General features: G+C 61.3%; 23 protein-coding genes. 10 read left to right on the top strand and 13 right to left on the bottom strand.

Translation table 11 applies throughout. The annotated features are described in order from the left end of the window. Positions 1-180 precede the first annotated feature (180 nt). Positions 181-1,089 carry a TauD/TfdA dioxygenase family protein gene (locus AB4N73_RS22785; protein WP_056787022.1) on the bottom strand — a complete coding sequence of 303 codons (909 nt, stop codon included), beginning with the start codon at positions 1,087-1,089 and terminating at the stop codon, positions 181-183. 182 nt (positions 1,090-1,271) lie between these two features. Between AB4N73_RS22785 and AB4N73_RS22780 the strand changes: the two genes are divergently transcribed. Then, positions 1,272-2,192: a LysR family transcriptional regulator gene (locus AB4N73_RS22780; RefSeq protein ID WP_095181123.1), complete on the top strand. Its 921-nt coding sequence runs from the start codon at positions 1,272-1,274 to the stop codon at positions 2,190-2,192. 100 nt (positions 2,193-2,292) lie between these two features. On the opposite strand, the gene AB4N73_RS22775 is transcribed toward AB4N73_RS22780, so the two are convergent. Next, entirely contained in the window at positions 2,293-3,306 is a 1,014-nt protein-coding gene (locus tag AB4N73_RS22775) for an ABC transporter substrate-binding protein (protein ID WP_252877226.1), read from the bottom strand. Positions 3,307-3,701: 395 nt separating this feature from the next. Here AB4N73_RS22775 and AB4N73_RS22770 point away from each other — a divergent pair, with 395 nt between their 5' ends. Genes AB4N73_RS22770 through AB4N73_RS22760 form a run of 3 tightly spaced genes read left to right on the top strand, consistent with a single transcriptional unit; the run spans position 3,702 to position 7,740 of the window. Further along, positions 3,702-5,300, top strand: a complete 1,599-nt coding sequence (locus AB4N73_RS22770) for an ABC transporter permease (RefSeq protein WP_460142577.1) — start codon at positions 3,702-3,704, stop codon at positions 5,298-5,300. Further along, the gene (locus tag AB4N73_RS22765; protein WP_041477445.1) at positions 5,297-6,112 is read left to right on the top strand and encodes an ABC transporter ATP-binding protein; all 816 of its coding nucleotides are present in this window, start codon (positions 5,297-5,299) and stop codon (positions 6,110-6,112) included. The genes AB4N73_RS22770 and AB4N73_RS22765 overlap by 4 nt, the downstream gene beginning before the upstream one ends. 14 nt (positions 6,113-6,126) lie before the next feature. Beyond that, positions 6,127-7,740 carry an arylsulfatase gene (locus AB4N73_RS22760; RefSeq protein ID WP_460142576.1) on the top strand — a complete coding sequence of 538 codons (1,614 nt, stop codon included), beginning with the start codon at positions 6,127-6,129 and terminating at the stop codon, positions 7,738-7,740. Between the two features lie 102 nt (positions 7,741-7,842). Here AB4N73_RS22760 and AB4N73_RS22755 read toward each other — a convergent pair whose 3' ends face one another. Next, positions 7,843-8,916 carry a fatty acid desaturase gene (locus AB4N73_RS22755; protein ID WP_460142575.1) on the bottom strand — a complete coding sequence of 358 codons (1,074 nt, stop codon included), beginning with the start codon at positions 8,914-8,916 and terminating at the stop codon, positions 7,843-7,845. A gap of 100 nt (positions 8,917-9,016) precedes the next feature. Here AB4N73_RS22755 and AB4N73_RS22750 point away from each other — a divergent pair, with 100 nt between their 5' ends. Beyond that, a complete protein-coding gene (locus AB4N73_RS22750) occupies positions 9,017-10,021 on the top strand; it encodes an AraC family transcriptional regulator (protein ID WP_252868593.1) in 1,005 nt (334 codons plus the stop codon). 102 nt (positions 10,022-10,123) lie between these two features. On the opposite strand, the gene AB4N73_RS22745 is transcribed toward AB4N73_RS22750, so the two are convergent. Continuing rightward, positions 10,124-11,509, bottom strand: coding sequence for a heavy metal sensor histidine kinase (locus tag AB4N73_RS22745; RefSeq protein ID WP_460142574.1), 1,386 nt, complete (start codon positions 11,507-11,509; stop codon positions 10,124-10,126). Continuing rightward, positions 11,499-12,179 (bottom strand): heavy metal response regulator transcription factor, encoded by a 681-nt coding sequence (locus AB4N73_RS22740; RefSeq protein WP_041477440.1) that lies wholly within the window; start codon positions 12,177-12,179, stop codon positions 11,499-11,501. Before AB4N73_RS22740 ends, AB4N73_RS22745 begins: the two co-directional genes overlap by 11 nt. 136 nt (positions 12,180-12,315) lie before the next feature. On the opposite strand from AB4N73_RS22740, the gene AB4N73_RS22735 reads away from it, so the two are divergent. Together AB4N73_RS22735 and uraH are read left to right on the top strand one after the other, a co-directional pair. After that, positions 12,316-12,801: a GlcG/HbpS family heme-binding protein gene (locus tag AB4N73_RS22735; protein ID WP_041477439.1), complete on the top strand. Its 486-nt coding sequence runs from the start codon at positions 12,316-12,318 to the stop codon at positions 12,799-12,801. Positions 12,802-12,812: 11 nt separating this feature from the next. Then, complete coding sequence (gene uraH, locus AB4N73_RS22730) at positions 12,813-13,223, top strand: hydroxyisourate hydrolase (protein ID WP_150637862.1); 411 nt, start codon at positions 12,813-12,815, stop codon at positions 13,221-13,223. Positions 13,224-13,382: 159 nt separating this feature from the next. Here uraH and AB4N73_RS22725 read toward each other — a convergent pair whose 3' ends face one another. Next, complete coding sequence (locus tag AB4N73_RS22725; RefSeq protein ID WP_460142573.1) at positions 13,383-14,060, bottom strand: Crp/Fnr family transcriptional regulator; 678 nt, start codon at positions 14,058-14,060, stop codon at positions 13,383-13,385. 84 nt (positions 14,061-14,144) lie between these two features. On the opposite strand from AB4N73_RS22725, the gene AB4N73_RS22720 reads away from it, so the two are divergent. Further along, on the top strand, positions 14,145-14,669 hold the full coding sequence (locus AB4N73_RS22720; protein ID WP_423663601.1) for an Mpo1 family 2-hydroxy fatty acid dioxygenase: 525 nt from the start codon (positions 14,145-14,147) through the stop codon (positions 14,667-14,669). An 82-nt stretch (positions 14,670-14,751) separates the two neighbouring features. Here the strand turns inward: AB4N73_RS22720 and AB4N73_RS22715 are convergent, their stop codons facing one another. The 6 genes from AB4N73_RS22715 to dibA all read right to left on the bottom strand — a co-directional run bounded on the left by AB4N73_RS22715 (position 14,752) and on the right by dibA (position 21,127). After that, positions 14,752-15,741 (bottom strand): sulfate/molybdate ABC transporter ATP-binding protein, encoded by a 990-nt coding sequence (locus tag AB4N73_RS22715; RefSeq protein WP_056786991.1) that lies wholly within the window; start codon positions 15,739-15,741, stop codon positions 14,752-14,754. A 3-nt stretch (positions 15,742-15,744) separates the two neighbouring features. After that, a complete protein-coding gene (gene cysW / locus AB4N73_RS22710) occupies positions 15,745-16,617 on the bottom strand; it encodes a sulfate ABC transporter permease subunit CysW (RefSeq protein WP_007917679.1) in 873 nt (290 codons plus the stop codon). A 12-nt stretch (positions 16,618-16,629) separates the two neighbouring features. Further along, on the bottom strand, positions 16,630-17,448 hold the full coding sequence (gene cysT, locus AB4N73_RS22705; RefSeq protein ID WP_016772245.1) for a sulfate ABC transporter permease subunit CysT: 819 nt from the start codon (positions 17,446-17,448) through the stop codon (positions 16,630-16,632). Positions 17,449-17,574: 126 nt separating this feature from the next. Continuing rightward, positions 17,575-18,588: a sulfate ABC transporter substrate-binding protein gene (locus tag AB4N73_RS22700; RefSeq protein WP_460142572.1), complete on the bottom strand. Its 1,014-nt coding sequence runs from the start codon at positions 18,586-18,588 to the stop codon at positions 17,575-17,577. Between the two features lie 138 nt (positions 18,589-18,726). Beyond that, positions 18,727-18,909 (bottom strand): sulfur starvation response protein OscA, encoded by a 183-nt coding sequence (gene oscA / locus AB4N73_RS22695; protein WP_007917682.1) that lies wholly within the window; start codon positions 18,907-18,909, stop codon positions 18,727-18,729. A gap of 298 nt (positions 18,910-19,207) precedes the next feature. After that, the gene (gene dibA, locus AB4N73_RS22690; RefSeq protein ID WP_258707429.1) at positions 19,208-21,127 is read right to left on the bottom strand and encodes a phosphodiesterase DibA; all 1,920 of its coding nucleotides are present in this window, start codon (positions 21,125-21,127) and stop codon (positions 19,208-19,210) included. A gap of 147 nt (positions 21,128-21,274) precedes the next feature. Between dibA and desA the strand changes: the two genes are divergently transcribed. Both desA and AB4N73_RS22680 read left to right on the top strand, forming a co-directional pair. Then, entirely contained in the window at positions 21,275-22,459 is a 1,185-nt protein-coding gene (gene desA / locus AB4N73_RS22685; protein WP_016772248.1) for a delta-9 fatty acid desaturase DesA, read from the top strand. Between the two features lie 194 nt (positions 22,460-22,653). Continuing rightward, positions 22,654-23,643, top strand: a complete 990-nt coding sequence (locus AB4N73_RS22680) for a GGDEF domain-containing protein (protein ID WP_460143605.1) — start codon at positions 22,654-22,656, stop codon at positions 23,641-23,643. Between the two features lie 135 nt (positions 23,644-23,778). Here the strand turns inward: AB4N73_RS22680 and AB4N73_RS22675 are convergent, their stop codons facing one another. Further along, positions 23,779-24,990: an HDOD domain-containing protein gene (locus AB4N73_RS22675; protein WP_460142571.1), complete on the bottom strand. Its 1,212-nt coding sequence runs from the start codon at positions 24,988-24,990 to the stop codon at positions 23,779-23,781. Positions 24,991-25,077 lie beyond the last annotated feature (87 nt).

The following is a 25,077-nucleotide window of genomic DNA, read 5'->3' as shown; positions in this document are numbered from 1 at the left end:
CTAACCCTCTCCCGGAGGGGAGAGGGGACTGAATGGGGGATATTTCAGAGGTGCACCGACCTGATCCAGCTTCACCGAATCCATAATCGATAAGGTCTTTCAGGTCGATGCATAACGCGAGATAACTCGGTCGGCTCCCTCTCCCTCTGGGAGAGGGCTGGGGTGAGGGGCTCTTGATCTTCAATCACGACCTTTGATGGTCTGGCTGCGCTGCCCATTCACCCCCACCGGCACCTCGCCCTTGAGCGTCACCCGGCGCACCACGCGATCCTGGGTGCCGTAATCATCAATCGCGTAATGCTGCGTCGAGCGGTTGTCCCAGATCGCCACATCTCCAGCCTGCCAGCGCCAGCGCACGGTGTTTTCCTGGCGGATCACATGGCTCTGCAGCAAGCCGAACAGGTGTGCCGAATCGGCCTGTGAATAACCTTTGATGCGTTTGACGAAATGCCCCAGCAGCAAGCTCTTCTCGCCGCTGATCGGGTGCACGCGCACCACCGGGTGCTCGGTTTCGTAGACGGTCGAGGTGAAGACTTTGCGATAGCGCTCCAGCTTCTCTGCCGAGACGTCCGGCTTCGCCCCGGCGTAGTCGTACTCGTTGCTGTGCACAGCGGTCAGTTTGTCGGCCAGCTCACGCAGCTCGCTCGGCAAACCGCTGTAAGCGGTCGCGGTGTTGGCCCACAGCGTATCGCCGCCGAATGCCGGCGCAACCACCGAGCGCAGGATCGATGCTTTCGGATAGGCATCAACGAAGGTCACGTCGGTGTGCCAGGAATTGGCGCGCTGGCCCTCGGCGCCGTCCAGCTCCAGAAGGTAGCGAGTGCCTTCACGCACCGGCACGGTCGGGTGCGCCACCGGTTCGCCAAGCAGATGGGCAAAGGCTTCCTGACGCTGATCGTCGAGTTGCGTCTGCTCGCGGAAGAACAGCACTTTGTATTCGACCAAGGCTTGCTGGATGGCTTCGACAGTGGCGGCGTCCAGCTCACCGGACAGGTGAACGCCGCGGATTTCGGCACCGATACGACCGGCCACCGGGTGAATTTCCAGCGCGTGAGAAACGGGTTTTACAGCGAGTGCGGCATTGCTCATGGGAAGACCCTCATCGACGGCTTGCGGTTTTGACGGCAGCGAAACAACGCTCTATCTATATTCCATTTACATCTAATAGATAATCGCATGCTTCGTTGACGGAATAAGAGCTTGCATTTAAAACCTCAAGCAACCCTCGTCGCAAATGCCTTCGAGCTATTTTTAGGATGCCGGAAAAGCATATGGATCTTCGCCAGTTGCGCTACTTCATCGCCCTTAACGAACACCGCAGTTTTGTCCGTGCGGCAGACGCCATGGGCATCACTCAACCGGCGTTCAGCCGCAGCATTCAGGGGCTGGAGCAGGAATTCGGTTGCGTGCTGGTCGATCGCGGCAACAAGGATCTGCGCCCTACGCCCGAAGGCCAGGTGGTGCTGCAACACGCCCTGAGCCTGGTGCAGGGCGCAGCTTTGCTCAGCGCCGAAGTGACGCAGATGACCAAGCTCGACGCTGGCGAAGTGCACTTCGGCTGCGGCCCGGCGCCGGCAGTGAAACTGGTGCCGGATGCGGTGGCGCAGTTCATCAATGCGCACCCGAAAGTGCGCACCTGTTTTCAAGTGGATAACTGGGAAAAACTCAGCCGTGCGCTGAGCCGCGAAGAGATCGAATTCTTCATCGCCGACATCCGCCATTTCGAGTCCGACCCGAATTTCCAGACGCAACCGCTGACGCCCAAGCGCGGCGTGTTTTTCTGCCGGCCGGGGCATCCGTTGCTGGCCAAGGAAAGCCTGTCGACCAACGACATGTTCGACTACCCGCTGGCCGCCACACTGATCCCGCCGGGCATTCGCAAGCTGCTGGCGAACCTGAGCGGGCGCATCGATTTCTCGCCGACCATCGAGACCGAGCACTTTCCGGCACTGGTCAAAGTGGTGCTGCAATCCAATGCGATAGGTGTCGGTACCGAGGAGGCGTTTGCCGAGGATGTCGCCAAGGGCTCGCTGGTGCTGCTGCACTGGCGCAACCTGCCGCAGAACCTCGAAACGATGAACGCGCGCTGCGGCATCGTCAGCCGCACCGGGTTTCGACTATCACCAGCAGCGAGGGCAATGATCGAGACGTTGATCGCGTTGGATCGGCAGGACGTCAGCGTCGCCGTCTGAAACCCTTTCGCGAGCAGGCTCGCTCCCACACAGGACCTGTGTACACATCCAATGTGGGAGCGAGCCTGCTCGCGAAGAGGGCAGCGAAGACGCTGGAGATCTAAAGCTTGGCGGCTGAGAGTTCAGGCGCCACCCAATCACTGACCTTGAACGGCTTGCGGATCAGCTTCTGCTGCGCCGCCAGGTCGACCTTGTCCTGCAGGCCGCTCAAGAACACCGGATCCAGTGTCGACGGGAAAATCTCACTGAGATTCTGGTCCTTCAGATCCTGAGCCAGAATCACCGGCGGATAACTGGCCAGCCCTGATACCAGCTGCACATAGGCGTCCTTGTTGCTGTCCTGCGTCAGCCACTCGACCGCTTGCTGCTGCGCCTTGAGCAGTTTCGCAATGACCTCAGGATGGGCGTCGACAAACTTGCCATTACCCAGCAGCACCGCCTGCACGCTGCCAGCGCCGCCAAGGTCCTTGGTGTTGAGCGGCAATTCCGCCAGGCCTTTGGCTTGCAAGGCACTCAGCGCGGAGCTGCCCCACGAGGCATCGATCTGCTTGGCCGCGAGTGCCGAAACCGCCGCGTTGAAATCCAGATTGATCACCTTCAGATCCTTCTCGCTCAGGCCCTGACTGGCGAGCGCCGCATCGAACGACAGCTGCGTCGCCGTCCCGCGAAAGATCGCCACGCGTTTGCCCTTGAGATCCTGCAGGGTCTTGATCCCCGAGCCGGGCACCACGCCGAGGTATTGCTTGACCCCACGCGCCGTCGCGCTGAGCAGGCGCGTGTCCAGACCGTTGGACTTGCCGATGATCGCGGCCAGATCGCCGAGATAGGCCAGATCGACCTGCCCATTGGCAAACGCCTCATTGATCACCGGCCCGGCGCCCTTGAAGAAACTCCACTGGATCTTGATGCCCTGCTCGGCGAAGGCCTTTTCGAAGATCTGCTGATCGCGCAGCACATCGACGATGCCGCCGCCGCTGTGTTGAGTGCCGGCGCTGAGGTCGGGCACGGCGATGCGGATTTCCTTGAGTTCTTCGGCTTGGGCGCCAAGCGCAAGAAAGCCTGCAAGCGCCGGGGCGGCCAGCAGGCTGATGATTCGTTTGAAGGGAAGGTTCATGGGTGCGGCTCCTTGATCGCTGAGGAGCCGAAAGTAGGCTGACTGGCTACATTCGCTTAAATACTAAAAATTCACATTTTTATATCTTTATGAGCTAAGCAAGTGGTTGTGCGGCGTGCAGCGCGATATGCATTAACAGCATCGAAAATATTCTTCGAATGCATTGGATGCGCGTAAGCAGGCAAGCCTTAAATGGATTCGCTTATCTCCCGATAGCATCGAACGCAACTTTGTTAGATCAGTTTCATATATGACGAAACCCAGTGTGGGAGCGAGCCTGCTCGCGAATAGGCCATACCAGCCGACATCAGTGCTGCCTGAAACAGCCATTCGCGAGCAGGCTCGCTCCCACATGAAAAGCGGTTCGCCATGCAACCCGACAACGGAGGTCACCCATGGCCCGTCAATCTCTGCTCAGCCTGCCGCTGGCCGCGCCGCCGCTGAAAAGCCGTCGCACCTGGCCGAGCCTGAATCAACGCCTTTTGCCCTGGCTGCTACCCGTCAGCCTGTTCGTCCTGTGGTGGCTGGCCGCGCGCAATCAGTGGATGAGCGAGCAGATCCTGCCGGCGCCATCGCTGGTGTGGAGCAGCGCTGTGGAACTGGCCCAAGGCGAGTTGTGGAGTCATTTGTGGATCAGCCTGCAACGGTTGTTCTGGGGCTTGTTGGCAGGCGTTTCGACCGGCGCGGTGCTTGGCGCCGCACTGGGCTTCAGTCGACGTCTGGAGCGCCTGGTTTTTCCGACATTCGCTGGATTGGCGCAGGTGCCGACGCTGGCGTGGATTCCGCTGTTCATGGTGTTCTTCGGCATCGGCGAAGTGCTGAAACTGGTGGTGCTGATCAAGGCCATTGTGGTGCCGGTGACCTTGCACACACTGGTTGGCGTGCGCGATGCGCAACCGAAACTGCGCGAAGCCGCCGCCGTGTTGCGCCTGCCGCCGCGTCTGCTGATTCGTCGTCTGGTGCTTCCCGCTGCGCTGCCGGCGTTCATGGCTGGCGTGCGCCTGGCACTCGCCGCCGGCTGGACCTCGTTGCTGGCGGTCGAGCTGCTGGCCTCCAGTGAAGGCATCGGCTATCTGATGGTCTGGGCGCGGCAGCTGTTCATGCTCGACATCGTGTTCGTGTGCATCGTGGTCATCGGTCTGATCGGTGTGGCCATGGATCGCGGCATCGGCCTGCTCGACCGCAGACTGGTGCACTGGCCGCACCCGGCCACCGCGCACATCACACGCGGCCCGCGCTATCAGGGCTGGCAACGCCTGCAACCGTGGCTGTTGCCGCTGGGCTTGTTGGCGCTCTGGCAACACGCCAATGATCAGCAGTGGGTCGACGCGAATATTCTGATCAGCCCTGCGGCTGTGCTGAGCACGACCCGGGACGGACTACTCGACGGCACGCTGGTCAACGGCATGGCGCTGAGCCTGAGCCGCACCCTGGGCGGCTTGCTGATCGGTGGCGGCCTCGGTTTCGCCCTGGGCTTGCTGCTCGGCCTGTCGCGTTTCAGCGAACGCCTGCTCGGCCCGACACTCGCCGCACTGCGGCAGATTGCGATTTTCGCCTGGGTGCCGCTGCTCACCGCGTGGTTCGGCCTCGGCGAACTGGCCAAGTGGGTGTTCGTCGCTCTCGCCGCCTTCTTCCCGCTGTTCGTCGCCACCCAGCGCAGCGTCGCCAATCTCTCGCCGCAACTCAACGAAGCCGCGCAAGTGCTGCGCCTGAGGCTCGGCCAGCGCCTGCGTCGACTGGTGCTGCCCGGCGCTGCGCCGGGGATTTTCGCAGGGCTGCGATTGAGCCTGATCTACGCCTGGCTCGGCACCATCGGCGCTGAATATTTCATGCCGTCCAATGGCGGCATCGGCAGCCAGATGATCGGCGCGCAGCAGCTGTTGCGCATGGATCTGATCATGGCCGGCATGCTGCTGGTCGGCCTCACCGGCGCCCTGCTCAACCTGATCGGCCAACGCCTGGAAATTCGCGCGACCCGCTGGAGACACGCATGAACGCACCGATTGTCAGCTTCAACCACGTAGGCAAATCCTTCGCCGTCAACGGTTTCGAACTGGAGGCGATTCGCGAATTCAACCTGGACATTGCCGAGGGCGAATTCGTCGCCATCGTCGGCTCCAGCGGCTGCGGCAAATCCACTTTGCTGCGTTTGCTGGTCGGCCTCGACACCGAGTTTCGCGGACAGATCAGTGTCGATGGCAAGGCCGTCAGCGGCATCGGCGGCGAGCGCGGTATCGTCTTTCAGGAACATCGTCTGTTTCCGTGGCTGACGGTCGCCGACAACATCGGCCTCGGTCTGGTCAATGAACCGCTGAGCGGAGCGCAGAAACAACAACGCATCAAAGACTTTATCGAGCTGGTCGGCCTCAGCGATTTCACCGCGGCCTATCCGCATCAACTCTCCGGCGGCATGGCGCAGCGCGTGGCGATTGCTCGCGGTCTCGTCGCCAGCCCGCGAATCCTGTTGCTCGACGAACCCTTCGGCGCCCTCGACGCACTGACCCGCCAGCAAATGCAGGACGAACTGCTGGCAATCCGCGAACGAGCAAAGATCACCACGATTCTGGTGACCCACGATGTCGAGGAAGCGATTTTTCTGGCCGATCGCGTGGTGGTGATGGAGCCGCGTCCGGGGCGGATCAAGCAAGTGGTCGACATCGCCCTGCCGCACCCGCGCCAGCGCAGCAGTTACGACTTTCATCAGCTGCGCGAAGAACTGCTGCACGAGCTGACCAGTGATGACCATTACCAACCGAGCGCACCGGTGCAGATCCGCGATCTGCCGCTGACGTTCATTGCCTGCTGAACAGGAGTTTCGCGATGCCGCAACGTCCCAACTTTCTAGTGATTCTGGCCGACGACCTAGGCTTTTCCGACATCGGTGCGTTCGGCGGCGAAATCGCTACGCCGAACCTCGATGCGCTGGCCGAGAACGGCCTGCGCCTGACCGATTTCCACACCGCACCGACCTGCTCGCCGACGCGCTCGATGCTGCTGACCGGCACCGATCACCACATCGCCGGCATCGGCACCATGGCCGAAGCGTTGACCCCGGAACTGATCGGCAAACCTGGCTACGAAGGCTACCTGAATGACCGCGTCGTCGCCCTGCCCGAGCTGCTGCGCGAGGCCGGCTATCAAACCTTGATGAGCGGCAAATGGCACTTGGGTCTGAAGGCTGAACTGGCGCCCCATGCGCGCGGTTTCGAGCGTTCGTTTTCACTGTTGCCGGGCGCTGCCAACCACTATGGTTTCGAGCCGACCTACGATGAGCAAACGCCGGGCCTGCTGAAATCCACCCCGGCGCTGTACATCGAGGACGATCAGTTTATTGACGAGTTGCCAAAGGATTTCTATTCCTCCGACGCCTTCGGCGACAAGCTGCTGCAGTACCTCAAGGAACGCGATCAGACCCGGCCGTTCTTCGCTTACCTGCCCTTCTCCGCGCCGCACTGGCCGCTGCAGGCACCGGCCGAGATCGTCGAGAAATACCGTGGCCGCTATGACGCCGGCCCACAAGTGCTGCGCCTCGAACGCCTGGAAAAACTCAAGGCACTGGGTCTGATCGAGGCAGACGTCGAACCGCACCCGCTGATTCAGCTCAGCGCGCAGTGGGACGCGATGAGCGATGAGCAAAAGCAGATTTCCGCACGAGCCATGGAGGTCTACGCGGCGATGGTCGAGCGCATGGACTGGAACATCGGCCGGGTCGTCGATTACCTGCGCCAGCAAGGCCAGCTCGACAACACCTTCATCCTGTTCATGTCCGACAACGGTGCCGAAGGCGCGCTGCTGGAAGCGTTCCCCAAATTCGGCCCGGAGCTGATGACCTACCTCAACCAGCATTACGACAACAGCCTCGACAACATCGGCCGGGCCAATTCCTACGTCTGGTACGGGCCGAACTGGGCGCAAGTGGCAACCGCGCCGTCACGCTTGTTCAAGGCTTTCACCACCGAGGGCGGGATCCGCGTGCCGGCGCTGCTGCACTATCCACAATTGCCGCTGAAAGGGCAGATCAGCCATGGTTTCGGCACGGTGATGGACATCACCCCGACCATTCTCGATCTGGCTGGCGTGCGGCATCCGGGCAAACAGTGGAAAGGCAAAGCGGTGGCGCCACTGCGCGGCAAGTCGTGGCTGGCCTTCCTGTCCGGCGAGACCGCGCAGGTGCATGACGAGCACACCGTGACAGGGTGGGAATTGTTCGGACGCCGGGCGATTCGCCAGGGCTCGTGGAAAGCGGTATGGATTCCCGGGCCGGTCGGGCCAGCGACCTGGCAGCTTTATGATCTGGCGAATGATCCAGGGGAGATTCATGATCTGGCGTTGAGTCAGCCGCAGAAACTCACTGACCTGATCGGGCATTGGCAGCGGTATGTAGAAGAGACCGGGGTGATCCTCAGTGCTTCGCCGTTTCAGCCGGATTCATAGGGTCTGACAGATCGTATTCGCGAGCAGGCTCGCTCCCACAGGAAACCGGATTCCAACTGTGGGAGCGAGCCTGCTCGCGAAGGGGCCTGTGAGCGCAACCCATCAAGCCCGGGCTGAACTCACCTCTTCATGCACCATTCCAGCCGGACGCACAAACCGGTTCGCCCGGCCAAACGTGCCGAAATCATTGAACCGCACGCCCATCTCGCGCATCACCTTGTGCGCCACCGGCACGGTCATCTGACGAATGTAAAACGGCTCCTTGACCACGAAATGATGAATCCCGTGACTGCTGCCGAAGTTGAAGCAGAACGCTTGCAACGGCCACAGCCACCACGGGTTCAGCACCTGGCATTGCTGCAGCACATTGCCCGGTTCGACGTCGCCGTAGTAATGCATGTTCGAGCTGATGAAGTGCAGGCAGAAAGTGCGCAGCACGTTGGGGCCGATGATCACCACGGCGGCGATATCGATCACCTGCATCACCGACAGCGCGGTGGCCGACCACTCGATTGGCGAGCCGAGCAAATGCGCGATGCCGTTGGCCCCGTGAAAGCCGAGAAACACGTACCACGCTCCCCAATGCAGCAGCGCCAGCGGTGCGTAGACCTTGAGCACGCGCTTGCCGATGCTCCACTTGTGTGCCCAGGTCCTGGCGCGCAGCAGACGGATAAAGGCCGACATGACGTTATCGCCAACCATCAGCAGACGGGCAAAACCCCACGGCTCGCCGTTGGTGATTGCGCGCTCTTCCATGTCGGCTTCAGTGCCGGAAACCTTGTGATGGTTGAGGTGCAGATGACGACGGATCCACGGGTTGATCGTGCTCGGTCGCGCCAGCCAGACCAGGCCCATCATCAGGTTGTGCGGCACGCGCTGCTTGCGGAAGTACATGCTGTGGATCAGGTCGTGTTCCAGCTCATGGGTCAGCGAGGCGAAAAACCCGTTGAGCAGCAGGCACACCCACCAGGCCATATGGCCAGTGATGTACAGCGCCGCCGAGCCGATCATCCCGGCCAGCGCCAACGCCAGAATCCCCGCACCGAGGGCATCCTGATGCTGAAGCATCGGGTAGCGCTCACGCAATTGCGCACCCTTGGCCAACACCACTTGGCGAATATGTGCCGAGCGCTGCGCCGCATTCAGTCGTTCAGGGCTTGCAGAAGTACCGTCCATGCTTCCATCCTCGGGTCTAAGATGAATGCATCGTGCCTTGCCGGGGTTCGATCCGCGCTAGCCAAGAACGCCAACCTGTTGACCGGACGCGCCAATCCGCATGAAGGAACCGACCTCCCTCGCCAGCTGGACCCGCGCCTTGCGCAAACAACTCGACGCGCTCGGGCTGGACAGCCTTGCCTTGTGCCAACAGGCCGGGCTCGACCCAACGCTGATGGACGACCCCAATGCGCGCTATCCGCTATCCGGTACCACGCGCCTGTGGGCGCTCGCCGTTGAAGCCAGCGGCGACCCGGCGCTGGGCTTGCGCGTGTCGCGTTTCGTCAGCCCGACCACGTTCCACGCGCTTGGTTATGCGCTGGTGGCGAGCGGCAGCTTGCGCGAAGTGTTCGAACGCATCGTGCGTTATCATCCGGTGGTCAGCGATGCGCTGGAGCTGGAGCTGAGCCGTAGCAATGACCGTTATCAATTTCGCCTGAAAATTCCGCCCGGCAACCCGGCGCCGGCCTTCGAAGCCATCGACGCATTTACGGCGATCTACGTGCGCACCTGCCGCAATCGCCTCGGCCGTGACTACGCACCGCTGGCGGTGTACTTGCGCCGCCCCGAACCGAGCGATGCCCAGCAATGGCACAAAGTCTTCCGCGCGCCGGTGTATTTTTCCGCCGCCGAGGACCGCCTGGAATTCGCCCTCAGCGACTTCGACAGCCACCTCGACGACGCCAACCCGGAACTGGCCGAGCACAATGAAGCCGTACTCAAACGCACCCTCGCCCAGCTCAAACCGCTGACCTGGGAGCGCAAGGTGCGCGATGCCATTGAAGAACAACTGCCCGAAGGCGAACCGAGCGCCGAGCGCATCGCCCAGGCCTTGCACCTGAGCCTGCGCAGCCTGCAACGGCATCTGGCGGATGAGGGCTGTCGCTTCGACACCCTGCTCAACGAAAGCCGCGAGAATCTCGCGCTGCTGCACCTGCGTGACCCGCAGTGTTCCTTGAGTGAAGTCAGCTATCTGCTGGGATTCGCTGACACCAGCAGCTTCAGCCGCGCGTTCAAGCGCTGGACCGGGATGACGCCGGGGCAGTTTCGGGATCAGTTGCGCTGATCCGAAATCACCATTGTGTGATCCAGCGCCTTCGCGAGCAGGCTCGCTCCCACCGTTGGAATGCGTTTCCTTGTGGGAGCGAGCCTGCTCGCGAAGAGGCCGTCAGACCACCACAAACCCCAGCTCAAAAACAGTGCCGTCGGCGTCACTCCTCACCCGCACCTGCCCGCCATGCAACTGCATGATCGACTGCACGATCGCCAAACCCAGCCCACCCGAATCTCCCGGTTCCGCACGTGAAGGATCGACGCGGTAGAAACGGTCGAACAGTTTGCCCAGATGCTCAGGCGCGATGACCGGGCCGTGGTTGTGCACTTGCAGCCAGCACATACCCGGTTCATCGCGGCGTTGCAGTCTGATCAGGCTGCCGGGGTCGGCGTGGCGTACGGCATTGGCCAGCAGGTTGCCGAGGGCGCGTTGCAGCAGTTGCTGGTCGGCGAGCAATTCGCCGTGCATGCGGTTTTGCAGTTGGAGGTCGCGGTCATCGGCCAGGGCTTCGAAGTAATCGCAGAGCTCGTCGCCGACGTTGCGCAAGTCCAGTGTGTGCAGATTGAGCGCACGTTCGGCCTGTTCGGCGCGGGCGAGGAACATCAGGTTCTCGGCCATGCGCTTGAGCCGTTCGAACTCTTCCATGTTCGAGGCCAGCACTTCCTGATATTCGGCCGTGCTGCGCGGATGGTTCAGGGCCTGGCCGTTGCTGGCCAGCAAGGTGTGCAGAGGGGTGCGGATTTCGTGGGCGAGGTCGGCGGAGAATTGCGACAGGCGCTGCACGCTGTCGTCCAGCCGCGCCAGCATGGTGTTGAGCGCGTGCACCGGCTCGCGCAGTTCGGTCGGCGTGCCCTCGGTAGGCAGGCGTCGATCGAGGCTGCGCAGATCGATGCTGCGCACCGCTTCACTCAACTGATGCAAGGGCTGCAAGCCACGCCGCAGCAATAACAGGCCAAGAGCAAACGCGAGCACCGCGCCGAGGCCGACGGACAGGTACAGACGCAGGCGATAACTGCCGAGCATCTGCTCACGCTCGCTGAGCACTTTGCCGGCGATCACCGTGAGGGTTTCACCGTTGGGGCCTTGGGCCTGGCCGGACAGCAAGGCCAATTCGGCGCCGTCGCTGGCCTGCCAGGTGAGCACGTCACGGCGCTGCGGCATTTGCTCTCGCGGTAATGCATTGAGCGCGGGCAGTTCACGCTGGCGCGGGTTGATCGCGATCACGCTGGAACCGTCGGCCCGGCGCACCAGCAACAGACTGTCGAGATTGCCGAGCATGTTCTGATACAGCCGTGGCCGTGCCTGCAAGGCGTCGAGGCTGTCGCTGTCGGCGAGCAAGGCGCGCACTTGCTCGAGGCGACCGAGCAAGGCCATGTCGTCACGAAAGGCCAATTCCGAGGCCAGCGAGCGGTAGAGGAACACGCCGATTGCGCTCAGCACCAGCGCGCAGACCATGGCGAAGGCCAGCGCCAATCGCCAGGCGATCGACTTACTCCACATCGTCCGGCGCTTCCAGTTGATAACCGACGCCGCGCACGGTGTGGATAAGTTTCGGCATGTACGGATCATCAACCTTGGCGCGCAGACGCCGGACGGCGACTTCGACCATGTTGGTGTCGCTGTCGAAATTCAGGTTCCACACTTGCGAGGCGATCAGCGTGCGCGAAAGCACTTCGCCCTGGCGGCTGGCGAGCAGCTGCAAGAGGGCGAATTCCTTGTTGGTCAGGGCAATGCGCTGGCCGCCGCGACTGACCCGGCGGCGCAATACGTCGATTTCCAGGTCGGCGATGCTGTACGACTCGGCTTCGCGCATCGGCCCGCGTCGCAGTAGCGTGCGCACGCGCGCGAGCAGCTCGGCGAACGCGAAGGGTTTGAGCAGGTAGTCATCTGCGCCCAGCTCAAGACCACGCACGCGGTCTTCGATAGCGTCCTTGGCGGTGAGAAACAGCACCGGTGTGGCGCCGCGCTGGCGAATCAGCTGGAGCAATTGCCAGCCGTTGAGGCCGGGCAGCATCACGTCGAGGATGATCAGGTCGTATTCCTGCTGCTCGATAAAATAGCGGCCGTCGAGGCCATTGAGCGCCACGTCCACGGCGAAACCCGACTCGCCCAGGCCCTTGGCGAGGAAATTGGCGGTTTTGGCTTCATCTTCTACGACCAGCAAACGCATGGCACACCTCAATTGATCAGGTACACAGGCTAGGCGTGTTCGGCGCCGTTGCCCATTACAAACTTGTAATCCGCCTGACGGAGTTCTGACGAAGTGCGCCGGTTAAGGTGCAGACCTTCCCAACCGGAGCCTGCACATGACCGTCAAATACCTTGTCGCCAGCCTGATCCTCGGCCTCAGCGGCGCAGCAAGTGCCACGCCAGAACTGCCGCGCCACGCCGATCTCGACCTGAAAACCGCACGCTGGCTGGCGGACAAGGCGATGAGCAGTTGCACCGGCACGGTGTCGGTGCTCGACCGTGGCGGCAACCTGCTGGTGACTCTGCGTGGTGACGGCGTTGGCCCGCACAACACCGCCGCCAGCCAACGCAAGGCCTACACCGCGCTGTCGACCAAGACGCCGACACGGCTGTTCGCCGAGCGCGCCCGCAGCAACCCGGAAACCGCCAACCTCAACACCCTCGATGAATTGCTCTTGCTCGGCGGCGGCATTCCGCTGTTCGCCGGCAGCGAACTGGTCGGCGCCATGGGCGTGGCCGGTTCCGGCGGCGGTGAGCAAGACGAAAACTGCGCCCGCGCCGCCGCCGACAAAGCCGGCCTGACCATCACCCGTTCCCACTAAGGAGATCCACCATGACCACCCTGCGCATGACCCTCGCCGCGCTCAGCCTGAGCGCTGTTTCCAGCCTGGCGCTGGCCGCCGGCAATCCGCTGAGCGTGCACGTGCTCAACCTGGAAAACGGCCTGCCGTCACCGGGCATCAACGTCACCCTGGAAAAACACGTCGGCGAAAACTGGCAGCCACTGGCCAAAGGCACCACCAACGAGCAAGGGCGGATCGCCGAGCTGTTCCCTGCCAAACAGCCATTCGAAGCCGGTGAATACCGCGTGGTGTTCAAGACCGGCGAGTATTACCAGAAGATCAAGCATGAGACGTTCTTCCCGGAAATTCCGGTGATCTTTCAGGTCAAGCAGACCGATCAGCACTACCACATCCCGCTGCTGCTGAGCCCGTACGGTTTCTCGACCTATCGCGGTTCGTAATCCAAACGCGGATCCTTCGTAGGAGTGAGCCTTTGTGGTGAGGGGATTTATCCCCGCTGGAGTGCGCAGCAGTGCCTTTTTCAGGGCCGCTTCGCGCCCCAGCGGGGATAAATCCCCTCGCCACAGGTGCCAGTTCCGACATTGGATCGGTTTCAGTTTTCAGATCGTCGCCAAGGCACGCAATCTCACCGCATCGAGAATTTCGATTTCGCCGTATGCGAGCCCGATAATCCCCTGCCCCTGCAGATCCTTGAGGATCTGATTGGTGGTCTGCCGCGACAGCGACAGCATCGCCGCCAGCTGCTCCAGCGGCAGTTGCAGCGTCCGGCGTGGTGCGTCGAGTTCGCCGTAGCCTTCGGCAATCATCAGCAGCCGATGGGCGAGACGCGCCGGGGCTGGCAGCAGGCTCAGCTGTTCGAGATTGATGAAGGCCAGGCGCAATTTGTGGCTCATCAACAGCGCCAGATGCCGCCAGTACTGCGGCTGTTCGTCGAGCAATTTGAGCAACGCCGCTTGCGGAACATTCAGCAAGGTGCACGACCCGACTGCATAGGCATCGTGAGTGCGAGGCTGGCCATCGAACAGGCAGATTTCGCCGAACCAGTGCGGCGCCTCCACCAGACTCAGCAAGGCCTCCTTGCCCTGCTCGCTCACCGCGCCGATGCGCACGGCGCCATCGAGCACTGCATACAGACCGCACGGCGCATCGCCACGCTGGAACAATCGTTGTCCCGCCGTCAGCCGCCGCTCCCGAGCCAGCGCCAGCAGGCTATCCTGAAAAGATGCAGGCAAATGACTGAACCACTGGCCGCTGAGTAACTGTGCACGAATTTGCATAACCACTCCTGGAGTGTCGCCTGCCCGACAGAGCGAACGCGGATCCCGAGGGATGATGCATTCAACCCCACTGGAGGAACAACAATGAAAAGCCTCGTCGACCACCTCAGTCAATACGCCGCCTACCACCGCGACCCGCGCAACATCGCCAGCCACTTTATCGGCATTCCGCTGATCGTGGTGGCGGTGGCTGTCCTGCTGTCACGGCCGCAGTGGGCGCTGGGCGGGTTGTGGATATCTCCGGCGGTTTTGTTAGCGCTGGCCTCGGCGTGGTTTTACCTGCGCCTGGAATTGAAGCTTGGCGTGTTGATGACAGTACTGATGGGGCTGTCGGTGTGGGCCGGGCATGCACTGGCGCAGCAGAGCACCATGGTCTGGCTGAGCAGCGGCCTGGCGATGTTTGTGATCGGCTGGGTGATCCAGTTTGTCGGGCATCACTATGAAGGGCGCAAACCGGCGTTTGTCGATGATGTGTCGGGGCTGATTGTCGGGCCGTTGTTTGTCGTGGCTGAGTTGGCGTTTCTGCTGGGGATGCGGCAGGAATTGAAACAAGAGATCGAGTTGCGGGCGGGGGTGGTGCGGGTCAATCCGAATCGCGCTGCTGTCTAGATCGTATTCGCGAGCAGGCTCGCTCCCACATTTGGAATGAGTTTTCCCTGTGGGAGCGAGCCTGCTCGCGAAGCTTTTGCCTTTAAATATTGGCGACTTTCTGCCAGACCTTCGGCTTGAAGAACAAGGTCTCACCCTTGGCCAACCCGATCAGGCTGTCGTGGTCTTTCACCACTTCCGCTTCGATCAGATCCGTCTGCCCTTCCACCTTCAGCGTCACCCTCGTCGTCGCACCCAATGGGCGGATATCGCGCACTTCAGCGGCATGGTGATCTTCCAGCTCATGCTTGGACAGCGACACTTCATGCGGGCGGAACAGCACGTGGTTGTCGTCGCTCAACAGCAAGCGGTTCGAATCGCCGAGGAAGTGATAGACGAAATCGCTGGCCGGGTTTTCGTAGACGTCGCCCGGTGAGCCGATCTGCTCGATCACACCCTTGTTCATCACCACGATGCGGTCGGCGACTTCCATCGCTTCTTCCTGGTCGTGGGTCACGAACACCGAAGTCAGGTTGATGTCTTCGTGCAACCGCGCCAGCCAGCGCCGCAGTTCCTTGCGCACCTTGGCGTCGAGGGCGCCGAACGGTTCGTCGAGCAGCAGCACTTTAGGTTCCACCGCCAGGGCACGGGCCAACGCGATGCGCTGACGCTGGCCACCGGACAACTGCTCCGGGTAGCGATCCGACAACCAGTCCAGTTGCACCATGTTCAGCAGTTCGTGAACCTTGGTGGCGATCTGGCTTTCGCTCGGGCGCTGGTTTTTCGGTTTCATCCGCAGGCCGAACGCGACGTTGTCGAACACCGTCATGTGGCGGAACAAGGCGTAATGCTGGAACACGAAACCGACGTTACGATCACGCACATCGTGGCCGGAAACGTCCTCGCCGTGAAAAACGATGTTGCCCTGATCCGGGGTTTCCAGACCGGCAATAATCCGCAGCAAGGTGGTTTTGCCGCAGCCCGACGGACCAAGCAGCGCGACCAGCTCACCGCTGTGGATATCCAGGCTGATGTTGTCCAGCGCCTTGAACGCGTTGAAATTCTTGCTGACGTTACGCACTTCGATCGACATGAATTATTCCTCCGCGGCGCTGGCGCGCAGGCGGTTGATACGGTTTTCGCTCCACTGCTTGAGCAGCAGGATGAAGAGCGCCAGGATCAGCAACAGGCTCGCCACGGCGAACGCGGCCACGTGGTTGTATTCGTTGTAGAGGATCTCGACGTGCAGCGGCAAGGTGTTGGTCACCCCGCGAATGTGCCCGGAAACCACCGACACCGCACCGAACTCGCCCATGGCCCGCGCGGTACACAGCACCACGCCATAAATCAGGCCCCACTTGATGTTCGGCACGGTGACGTGCCAGAACATCTGCCAGCCATTGGCACCGAGCAGGCGCGCGGCTTCCTCCTCTTGGGTGCCTTGTTCCTGCATCAGCGGGATCAGCTCCCGGGCCACGAACGGCACGGTGACGAAAATCGTCGCCAGCACAATGCCCGGCAGGGCGAAGACGATCTGGATGTCGTGATCCTGCAGCCACGGCCCGAACAGGCCCTGCGCACCGAACATCAGCACGTAGACCAGACCGGCGATCACCGGCGACACCGAGAACGGCAGGTCGATCAGCGTCACCAGCATGCTCTTGCCACGGAATGAGTATTTGCTCACGCACCACGCCGCACTGACGCCAAACACCAGGTTCAGCGGCACCGAAATCAGCACCGCGAACACGGTGAGTTTCAATGCCGAAAGCGCGTCCGGTTCAAAAATCGCGGTGAAGAACGCGCCGAGACCGTTTTTCAGACCTTGCGATACGACGATGAACAACGGCAGCAGCAGAAACAGGAAAAAGATCAGCCAGCCAAGACCGATCAGGATTCTGCGCGAAGTGGCGCTGCCACGGCGCGCAGCGTTGGCCGAAGAGGCGGCCGCAATGGACGATTGGGACATGTTCGCGCCTCCTTATGGGGTTTCGATGCGCCGCTGCAGCAAGTTGATCAGCAGCAACAGGATGAAGGAAACCACCAGCATCAATACGCCGATGGCGGTAGCGCCGGTGTAATCGTATTGGTCGAGTTTGACCATGATCAGCAGCGGCAGGATCTCGGTTTTCATCGGCATGTTGCCGGCAATGAAAATCACCGAACCGTACTCGCCGACGCCACGCGCGAACGCCAGGGCAAAACCGGTCAGCCAGGCGGGCAGCAGTGCCGGAACCAGAATGTGGCGAAATACCTGCCATGGCTTCGCACCCAGGCACGCCGCCGCTTCCTCGACTTCACGGGGAATATCGGCCAGCACCGGTTGCACCGTGCGCACCACGAACGGCAGCGTGACGAAGGTCAGTGCGAGGGTGATGCCCAGTGGGGTGTAGGCGATTTTGAAACCGAGATCGGCAGCGAACTGCCCGACCAGCCCGGCCGGCGCGTACAGCGCGGTCAGCGCGATACCGGCCACAGCGGTCGGCAGGGCGAACGGCAGATCGATCATCGCATCGATCACCTTGCGCCCGGGGAAGGTGTAGCGCACCAGCACCCAGGCCAGCAACGTGCCGATGATGCCGTTGATGATCGCCGCACACAGCGCGGTACCGAAGCTCAGCTTCAACGCCGCCAGCACCCGCGGTGCGGAGATGATCGTCCAGAACTGATCCCAGGTCAGCTGGGCGGCGTGGACGAACATCGCCGCCAGCGGGATAAGCACAATCAGGCTGAGGTACACCAAGGTGTAACCCAGCGTCAGCCCGAAGCCGGGTATGACGGGGGAGATACGACGCGACATAAAAGTCCCTGGTTGAAAACGCATCAATGTGGGAGTGAGCCCTGTGGTGAGGGGACTTATCCCCTCACCACAAAAGCTCAGTCCCACATGTCATGTGCCCAGACATCAGGCCGGTTGAAGGCGAGATTACTGCGCCTGATAAATCTGGTCGAACACGCCGCCGTCGTTGAAGAATTTCGGCTGCGCGGATTTCCAGCCGCCGAAGTCCTTGTCGATGGTCACCAGTTCCAGTTTCGGGAACTGCTGGGCGTACTTGGCCGCTACATCCTTGTCACGTGGACGATAGAAGTTTTTCGCCGCGATTTCCTGGCCGGCCGGGCTGTATAGATGCTTGAGGTAGGCTTCGGCGATCTGCGCGTTGCCCTTCTTCTCGGCATTCTTGTCGACCACGGCCACTGGCGGTTCGGCGAGGATCGACAGCGACGGCACGACGATGTCGAACTTGTCCGCACCGCCGTCTTCTTTCAGCGCCAGGAAAGCTTCGTTTTCCCAGGCCAGCAACACGTCGCCCTGACCGTTGTTGACGAAGGTGATGGTCGAACCACGGGCGCCGGTGTCGAGGATCGGCACGTGCTTGAACAGGGTCTGTACGTATTCCTTGGCCTTGGCTTCGTCACCACCGTTGGCTTTCAGGCCATAGGCCCACGCGGCGAGGAAGTTCCAGCGCGCACCGCCCGAGGTTTTCGGGTTTGGTGTGATCACCGAGACATCGTTCTTGACCAGATCGCCCCAGTCCTTGATGCCTTTCGGGTTGCCCTTGCGCACCAGGAACACGATGGTCGAGGTGTACGGCGTGCTCGCTTGCGGCAGACGCTTCTGCCAGTCGACGGGCAGGCTCTTGCCGAGCTTGGCGATTTCATCGATGTCACCGGCCAGGGCCAGGGTCACCACGTCAGCACGCAGGCCATCGATCACCGCACGGCCCTGCTTGCCCGAGCCGCCATGAGACTGCTGGATTTTTACAGTGTCGCCGGCATGGTCCTTCTGCCAGAACTTGATGAATTCGGCGTTGTATTCCTGATACAGCTCCCGCGTCGGGTCATACGACACGTTGAGCAGCTCGTAATCCTTGGCAACGGCGGAACCGGCAAACACGGCACTGACCAGCGCGGCCAGAGCGTAACGGCGAATCGACGACATGGTGAAAGCTCCTGGAATTCTTGGTGGTGGCTTTTTCTTATGTATTGCTGGAATCGGATCGCGTTGAAAGATCGCAGCCTTCGCCAGCTCCTGCACGCAGCCCCTGTAGGAACTGCCGAAGGCTGCGATCTTTTGATCTCACCCCGGTTGTTTACCGGGTTGCTGCAAACGAAATTTCTCTTTGCGTTCGATCTGTACGACTTGCGCGTTGTGCACAGTGATCTCCACCGCGCCGAACCGCAGATCGCGCAGGGCGCTCTGGATTTCACGCAAGATGGTGCTTTCGTCCTGACCGTCAACGCTGCGAAGGGATGCGCTCATGGTGCTGCTCCTTTGAAGGGGATTTGCCTGGCAGTGGGCGGCACTGCGTTCGGCGTGGGAGCAATATAAGAGAGGCATGGATATTCTTAAAAAGACTATTTAAGAATGTTTATATAACCAGAAAACAATATGAGAGAGGGCAAGGGGTTTGCGCTGATGTGAAATCGTCAAGAGAACTTGTGGCGAGGGGATTTATCCCCGTTGGACTGCGTAGCAGTCCCATTTCTTGGGGCCGCTACGCGACCCATCGGGGATAAATCCCCTCACCACAAGGTCGGTGATAGCCTGATAGGCCTTTTCAGCCAATCAATGGCGTTTTCGCCCAATCAAGCCTATCCGCAGACACCGGCCGCCCAAACCAATACCCCTGCCCCAGATCGCATTCCTGCGCCAACAGAAATGCCGCCTGCTCAACCTGTTCGATCCCTTCGGCATGGACCTGCATGCCCATGCTGCGGGCCAGCGCGATGATCACCCGGACAATCGCCACGTCATCTTCATCCCACGGCAACCCGGCGACGAAGCCCTGATCGATCTTGAGTTTCTGCACCGGCAGGCGCTTGAGCCGCAGCAGCGACGAATAGCCAGTGCCGAAATCGTCAATAGCCAGACGCACACCCAGCTCGCGCAAGCGATGCATCTGTTCCAGCGCCACTTCGGGATCGTCCATCACCGCGCTTTCGGTGACTTCCAGTTCCAGATAGACCGGATCCAGCCCGGTGTCGTGCAGCACCTGCGCCACCTGCTGGTACAACTCACGCCGGGCAAACAGCCGCGAGGAGACATTCACCGCGACGAACGCCAGCACCACGCCGCTCTGCTGCCATTGGCACATCTGTCGGCAAGCCTGCTGCATCACCCAGGCATCGATCTCGGCGATCAGCCCGGTGCGCTCGGCAATCGGAATGAATTCTGCCGGCGACACCAGACCGCGCTGCGGATGCTGCCAGCGCACCAGTGCTTCGACGCCGACCAGACGGCCGCTTTGCAGGTCATGCACCGGTTGGTAATAGACACGCAGTTCCTCCTGCTCCAGTGCGCGGCGCAGCTCGAAGGCGATTTCGACCCGTTGCTGGGCATGGGCGGTCAGCTCTTCGGTATACAGCGCGTAGCCATTGCGCCCGCTGCTTTTGGCCTTGAACAGCGCACTGTCGGCGTTGCGTAACAACTGCTCGGCGCTGAGGGCATCGCTGGGAAACAGGCTGATGCCAATGCTCGCGTTGATGAACAATTGATTGCCATCTACCAGCACCGGCTCCTTCAAGGCGTCCAGAGTCCGTTGCGCCAGCGCGGCGGCCTGGGCCGGCTGTGGACAACTTTCCGCGAGCACCGCGAACTCGTCACCGCCGAGCCGCGCCAAGGTAATGCCGTGGCCGAACAGTTCCTGCAAACGCGTCGCCACCGCTTTTAGCAACCGATCGCCGACGTTATGCCCGAGACTGTCGTTGATCATCTTGAAATGATCCAGATCGAGCATCAGCAGCGCGCAGCCACGTTTGTGTGTCTGTGCCGACGCCAGCGCCTGCTCGGCGCGATCGCTGAACAGCAGGCGATTGGGCAGATCGGTCAACGGATCGTGATGCGCCAGGTGTTTGAGCTCGGACTCGGAATCCTTGATCGCACTGATGTCGGAGAACACCGCCACGTAATGGCTGAGCCGTCCGGAATCATCGTGAATCACCCGGATGGTTTGCCACTGTGGATAAATCTCGCCGGTCTTGCGCCGGTTCCAGATCTCGCCGCTCCATTCACCTTCAGCCTCGAGGGTAGCGAACATCGCCTGATAGAAGCCCGGCGGATGATGACCGGACTTGAACAGACTGGGCTGCTGGCCGATGACCTCGTCGCGCCGATAACCGGTGATCTCGATAAAGGCGCGATTGACGTGGACGATCAGGCCCCGGTGGTCGGTAACCAGCACCCCTTCGCGAGTGCAGTCGAACACGGCGGCCGCCTGACGCAGACGCTCACGGTCGGTGTGGCGCTCGCGCAAATGCGCGCCGATGCCGAGAAACCCGCACAGCCGCGCCCGTGCGAGGAAAATCAGCGCGGCGCTGATCGTCGCCAGCAGATAACCGTTGATCAGTTGCCAATGGGTCAGCTCACGGGAGTCATCGAAGAATCTGCTTAATAAATGATCAGAAACTTGCAGCCACAGGGCGGCCAGTACGAGGTAGAGCAGCGCTGCACGCAAGGCATCGCGGTAAGTCGCAGACATTCGGTCGTCCATGTCCCTACAAAAAGGTTGGAATTATAGGTCAAGAAACATTCAGCGACTTCTTATCTGAAAGGGCGACTGGTTTTATCTGTGTGCTTAGTGATAATGCAACGGCTGTTTTTATCTTTATCGAGGGCCCTATAGCCTATGTGGTACGAAGGTTTTCTTGGCTTGTCGGCCTGGTCACTGGTCGCGGTCACCCTGCTGATGACCCATGTGACGATTGTCGCCGTCACGGTCTATCTGCACCGTTACTCGGCCCACCGCTCGCTCGAGCTGAATGCGGGTCTGAAGCACTTTTTCCGTTTCTGGCTGTGGCTGACCACGGCGCAGAACACCCGCGAGTGGACTGCCATCCACCGCAAACACCACGCCAAATGCGAGACCGAGGATGACCCGCACAGCCCGGTCATCAAGGGTCTGTCCACCGTACTGCGCACCGGCGCCGAGCTGTACCGCAGCGAAGCGCAGAACCCGGAAACCCTGCGCATCTACGGCAAGAACTGCCCGGAAGACTGGATCGAACGCAACGTCTACAGCCGCTATCCGCTGCTGGGCGTGGCGATCATGGGCGTGATCGACCTGCTGCTGTTCGGCACCATCGGCATCACCATCTGGGCGATCCAGATGATGTGGATTCCGGTGTGGGCCGCTGGCGTGATCAACGGTCTGGGCCATGCTGTCGGCTACCGCAACTTCGAATGCCGTGACGCGGCGACCAATCTGGTGCCGTGGGGCATCCTGATCGGCGGCGAAGAGCTGCACAACAACCATCACACCTACCCCAACTCGGCCAAGCTGTCGGTGAAGAAGTGGGAATTCGACCTCGGCTGGGCGTGGATCAAGGTCTTCTGCTTCCTGCGCCTGGCCAAGGTGCAGCGGGTCGCACCGATTGCCCACCGCGTCGAAGGCAAAGGCAGCCTGGACATGGACACCGCCATGGCGATCCTCAACAACCGCTTCCAGATCATGGCCCAGTACCGCAAATTGGTGATCGGCCCGCTGGTCAAGCAAGAGCTGGCCAAGGTTGATCATTCGGTGCGCCACCAGTTCCACCGGGCCAAACGCCTGCTGTCGCGGGAAACCAGCCTGCTGGAAGACCGTCATCACCTGCGCATCCAGACCATGCTCGAACACAGCCATGCTTTGAAAGTGATCTACGAGAAGCGCCTGGCTTTGCAGCAGATCTGGGTCAAGACCAGTTCCAATGGCCACGACATGCTGGCCGCCATCAAGGAATGGATTCACGAGGCCGAGGCCAGTGGCATCCAGTCGTTGCGGGATTTTGCTGATCAGCTGAAAACCTACTCGCTGCGTCCTGCGACTGCCTGACCGGCAACGAGGCTGCGATCTCAAAGATCGCAGCCTCATTGCACTCGTCAGCTCCAACCCCCACCGCCCGGCGGGACTCGGTAATGGCCGGGAACTTCGCCGAAAATCACCTATCTCAATGACACTTCGCCATCCCGGCGGGCTGTCCTGTGGCCGTTGTCGACATTGCGGCGCGCCCTTTGAGATTTGTGCCGATGGTCAACAACAACCAGAAAGACACGTCCTTCACTCAATGGCCCGAGGCCGCGCAAACGCTGATGGCGTTGATGCATGCGCAGGGCGAAGTCGCACGCCTGAGCGAGCGCGAACAATTGATCAGTTCGCTGCTGGTCAGCGTCAACGCCGTGCTCTGGGCTTTCAACTGGGAAACCCGCCAGGTGTTGTACGTCAGTCCGGCCTATGAACGGATCTTCGGCCGTTCCGCCGCGCTTGTGCTGGCTGACTACAACCAGTGGCGTGACAGCATTTACCCCGATGATCTGGAGTACGCCGAACAAAGCCTTGCCGAAGTCCTGCACCGAGGTGCGGTGGAAGATCGCGAGTACCGCATCATCGCGGCCGATGGCCAGATGCGCTGGCTCAGCGACAAATGCTTTATCAATCGCAAGGACGAGCCCGGGCAGCCGGTGATCATCGTCGGCATCGCCGAAGACATCACTGACAAGAAAAACATGGAAACCGAGCTGCAACGCTTGGCCACCACCGATGTGCTGACGCAAAGCAGCAACCGCCGCCACTTCTTCGAATGCGCCCACCGCGAGTTCGCTGAGGCCCGCCGCCAAGGCACGCCGCTGGCCTTCCTGCTGCTGGACATCGACGACTTCAAAGTGATCAACGACAGCTACGGGCACCCCGAGGGCGACAACGTGCTGCAACGGATCGCCGAGTGTGGACGCGGCTCATTGCGCCGTGGCGATCTGTTCGGGCGGATTGGTGGTGAGGAGTTCGCTGCGGTGTTTCCCGGCTGTGCGCCGGAGATGGCCGTGCAAGTGGCAGAGCGACTGCAGCAGGAAATCCAGCGACTGCGCTTCAACCACGACGGGCAAGCATTCAGCATCACCGTGAGCCAGGGCCTTACCAACCTCGCCGACGAAGACAAGAGCCTGGACAGCCTGTTCGCCCGCGCGGATGCGGCGATGTACGAGGCGAAACGGCAGGGCAAGAACCGGATTATTGCGGCCTGATCCGTATTTTGTGGCTGCCGCAATTCCTGTGGGAGCGGGCTTGCCCGCGATGAGGCCCGCACTTTCAACAAAAATGTTGCCTGCGCTGGCGCCTTCGCGAGCAGGCTCGCTCCCACATTGGAATGTGGTGATCTGTCATTTGCGCATCCGCGTCAACTCCGGCAGCCCGATCTTGAGCAACCGCGCCGTCCGGCTCTTCGCCAGTTCCTCAACGCCTTCATGCTCGGTCAGCCGCGCCATTTGCGCTGCCATATGCATCACCAGCGCCTCGCGACTGTAAACGCCACCACCGAGCTGGTAGGCCGAAGCAATCAACTCGCGCAACTCCAGCGGCAGACGCCAGCGGGTGCGCAGTGCCGAGCCATAAGAGGCGCCAAACTTCGCTAGCGCTTCACCGACCTCCTGCAACTCGTCCAGCTCGCCGCCGGCTTGTTGCCACTCCTGCAAGCAGCGCAGCAGCGCCAGATCGCCGAGCCGATGCAGCATGCCCGCGCAATAGCAGCGCTCCTGATCGAGATCGAGCATGCGCGCCAACGTGCGGGCGTATTCCGCTGTGTGCAGTGACAGCTCCCAATAGCGCTCGGCGTAATCCGCCAGGCATGGATCGCTGAGTCGCGCGCTGCGTTTGAGCGCCAGCCCGAGAATCAGGTTCATGCTCTGCCCGGTGCCGAGTCGGTGCAGCGCCTGGGCCAGGGTTTGCACCGGCGCGCCGTAGTGTTGCGCGGCACTGTTGGCGGCTGCGATCAGCACGGCGGTAATCTGCGGATCGGTGCGGACCTCTTCCTCCAGCAACTTGAGGTCCAGCCCCTCGGGATTGAGGCTGCGCTTGACCGCCACTTGCACGTCGGTCATCAACGGCGCGCCATCGGCCTGCTCACGACGCCGCTCAAGGAACACCGAGAGCGTCATGCCCGGCGCCAGTGCCGGCACTTCGCAAACCACCGCTTCGCCAGCGTTGAGCAGCAACCCTTGCAAGCGCTCGGTCAGGCCTTCCATGTTCAACGGTTTGGTCAGGTACGCCGTCGGCGCCAGCGGAATCGCTTCACGCACGCTGGCACTGTCGTTGCGGCTGCTCATCAAAATGAACGGCAGCGGCGGATTGCGTTTGCGCTGGCGGACGCTGCGCAGCACATGTAATCCATCGATGCCGGGCAGTTCCCAATCGACGATGGCCAGGTCATAGGGCACCTCGCTGAGCAACGACATTGCCTGCTGGCCATCGGCACACAAATCCAGGCGCGCATCGCAGCGCACATTGAGCAGCACTTGTTTGAGCAGGTCACGGGACCAGGGATCGGCCTCGGCAATCAACACCCGGGGTACGGCGGGTAAATCAACGGCAGTCATGCGCGCTCTCCTTGCAATGCCTGAACCTTAGTCAATGCTGGCGATTCGATACAGCGCAAACCCGTCCGATGTGTTTCAAGGGACGAA

Source organism: Pseudomonas sp. S3_B08, from assembly GCF_054667725.1.
This window is presented reverse-complemented; position numbering and strand designations above follow the sequence as displayed.

Coding starts and splice junctions, on each gene's coding strand:
- AB4N73_RS22785 (WP_056787022.1), bottom strand. CDS start 1,089: ATGAGCAATGCCGCACTCGCTGTAAAACCCGTTTCTCACGCGCTGGAA.
- AB4N73_RS22780 (WP_095181123.1), top strand. CDS start 1,272: ATGGATCTTCGCCAGTTGCGCTACTTCATCGCCCTTAACGAACACCGC.
- AB4N73_RS22775 (WP_252877226.1), bottom strand. CDS start 3,306: ATGAACCTTCCCTTCAAACGAATCATCAGCCTGCTGGCCGCCCCGGCG.
- AB4N73_RS22770 (WP_460142577.1), top strand. CDS start 3,702: ATGGCCCGTCAATCTCTGCTCAGCCTGCCGCTGGCCGCGCCGCCGCTG.
- AB4N73_RS22765 (WP_041477445.1), top strand. CDS start 5,297: ATGAACGCACCGATTGTCAGCTTCAACCACGTAGGCAAATCCTTCGCC.
- AB4N73_RS22760 (WP_460142576.1), top strand. CDS start 6,127: ATGCCGCAACGTCCCAACTTTCTAGTGATTCTGGCCGACGACCTAGGC.
- AB4N73_RS22755 (WP_460142575.1), bottom strand. CDS start 8,916: ATGGACGGTACTTCTGCAAGCCCTGAACGACTGAATGCGGCGCAGCGC.
- AB4N73_RS22750 (WP_252868593.1), top strand. CDS start 9,017: ATGAAGGAACCGACCTCCCTCGCCAGCTGGACCCGCGCCTTGCGCAAA.
- AB4N73_RS22745 (WP_460142574.1), bottom strand. CDS start 11,509: ATGTGGAGTAAGTCGATCGCCTGGCGATTGGCGCTGGCCTTCGCCATG.
- AB4N73_RS22740 (WP_041477440.1), bottom strand. CDS start 12,179: ATGCGTTTGCTGGTCGTAGAAGATGAAGCCAAAACCGCCAATTTCCTC.
- AB4N73_RS22735 (WP_041477439.1), top strand. CDS start 12,316: ATGACCGTCAAATACCTTGTCGCCAGCCTGATCCTCGGCCTCAGCGGC.
- uraH (WP_150637862.1), top strand. CDS start 12,813: ATGACCACCCTGCGCATGACCCTCGCCGCGCTCAGCCTGAGCGCTGTT.
- AB4N73_RS22725 (WP_460142573.1), bottom strand. CDS start 14,060: ATGCAAATTCGTGCACAGTTACTCAGCGGCCAGTGGTTCAGTCATTTG.
- AB4N73_RS22720 (WP_423663601.1), top strand. CDS start 14,145: ATGAAAAGCCTCGTCGACCACCTCAGTCAATACGCCGCCTACCACCGC.
- AB4N73_RS22715 (WP_056786991.1), bottom strand. CDS start 15,741: ATGTCGATCGAAGTGCGTAACGTCAGCAAGAATTTCAACGCGTTCAAG.
- cysW (WP_007917679.1), bottom strand. CDS start 16,617: ATGTCCCAATCGTCCATTGCGGCCGCCTCTTCGGCCAACGCTGCGCGC.
- cysT (WP_016772245.1), bottom strand. CDS start 17,448: ATGTCGCGTCGTATCTCCCCCGTCATACCCGGCTTCGGGCTGACGCTG.
- AB4N73_RS22700 (WP_460142572.1), bottom strand. CDS start 18,588: ATGTCGTCGATTCGCCGTTACGCTCTGGCCGCGCTGGTCAGTGCCGTG.
- oscA (WP_007917682.1), bottom strand. CDS start 18,909: ATGAGCGCATCCCTTCGCAGCGTTGACGGTCAGGACGAAAGCACCATC.
- dibA (WP_258707429.1), bottom strand. CDS start 21,127: ATGTCTGCGACTTACCGCGATGCCTTGCGTGCAGCGCTGCTCTACCTC.
- desA (WP_016772248.1), top strand. CDS start 21,275: ATGTGGTACGAAGGTTTTCTTGGCTTGTCGGCCTGGTCACTGGTCGCG.
- AB4N73_RS22680 (WP_460143605.1), top strand. CDS start 22,654: ATGGTCAACAACAACCAGAAAGACACGTCCTTCACTCAATGGCCCGAG.
- AB4N73_RS22675 (WP_460142571.1), bottom strand. CDS start 24,990: ATGACTGCCGTTGATTTACCCGCCGTACCCCGGGTGTTGATTGCCGAG.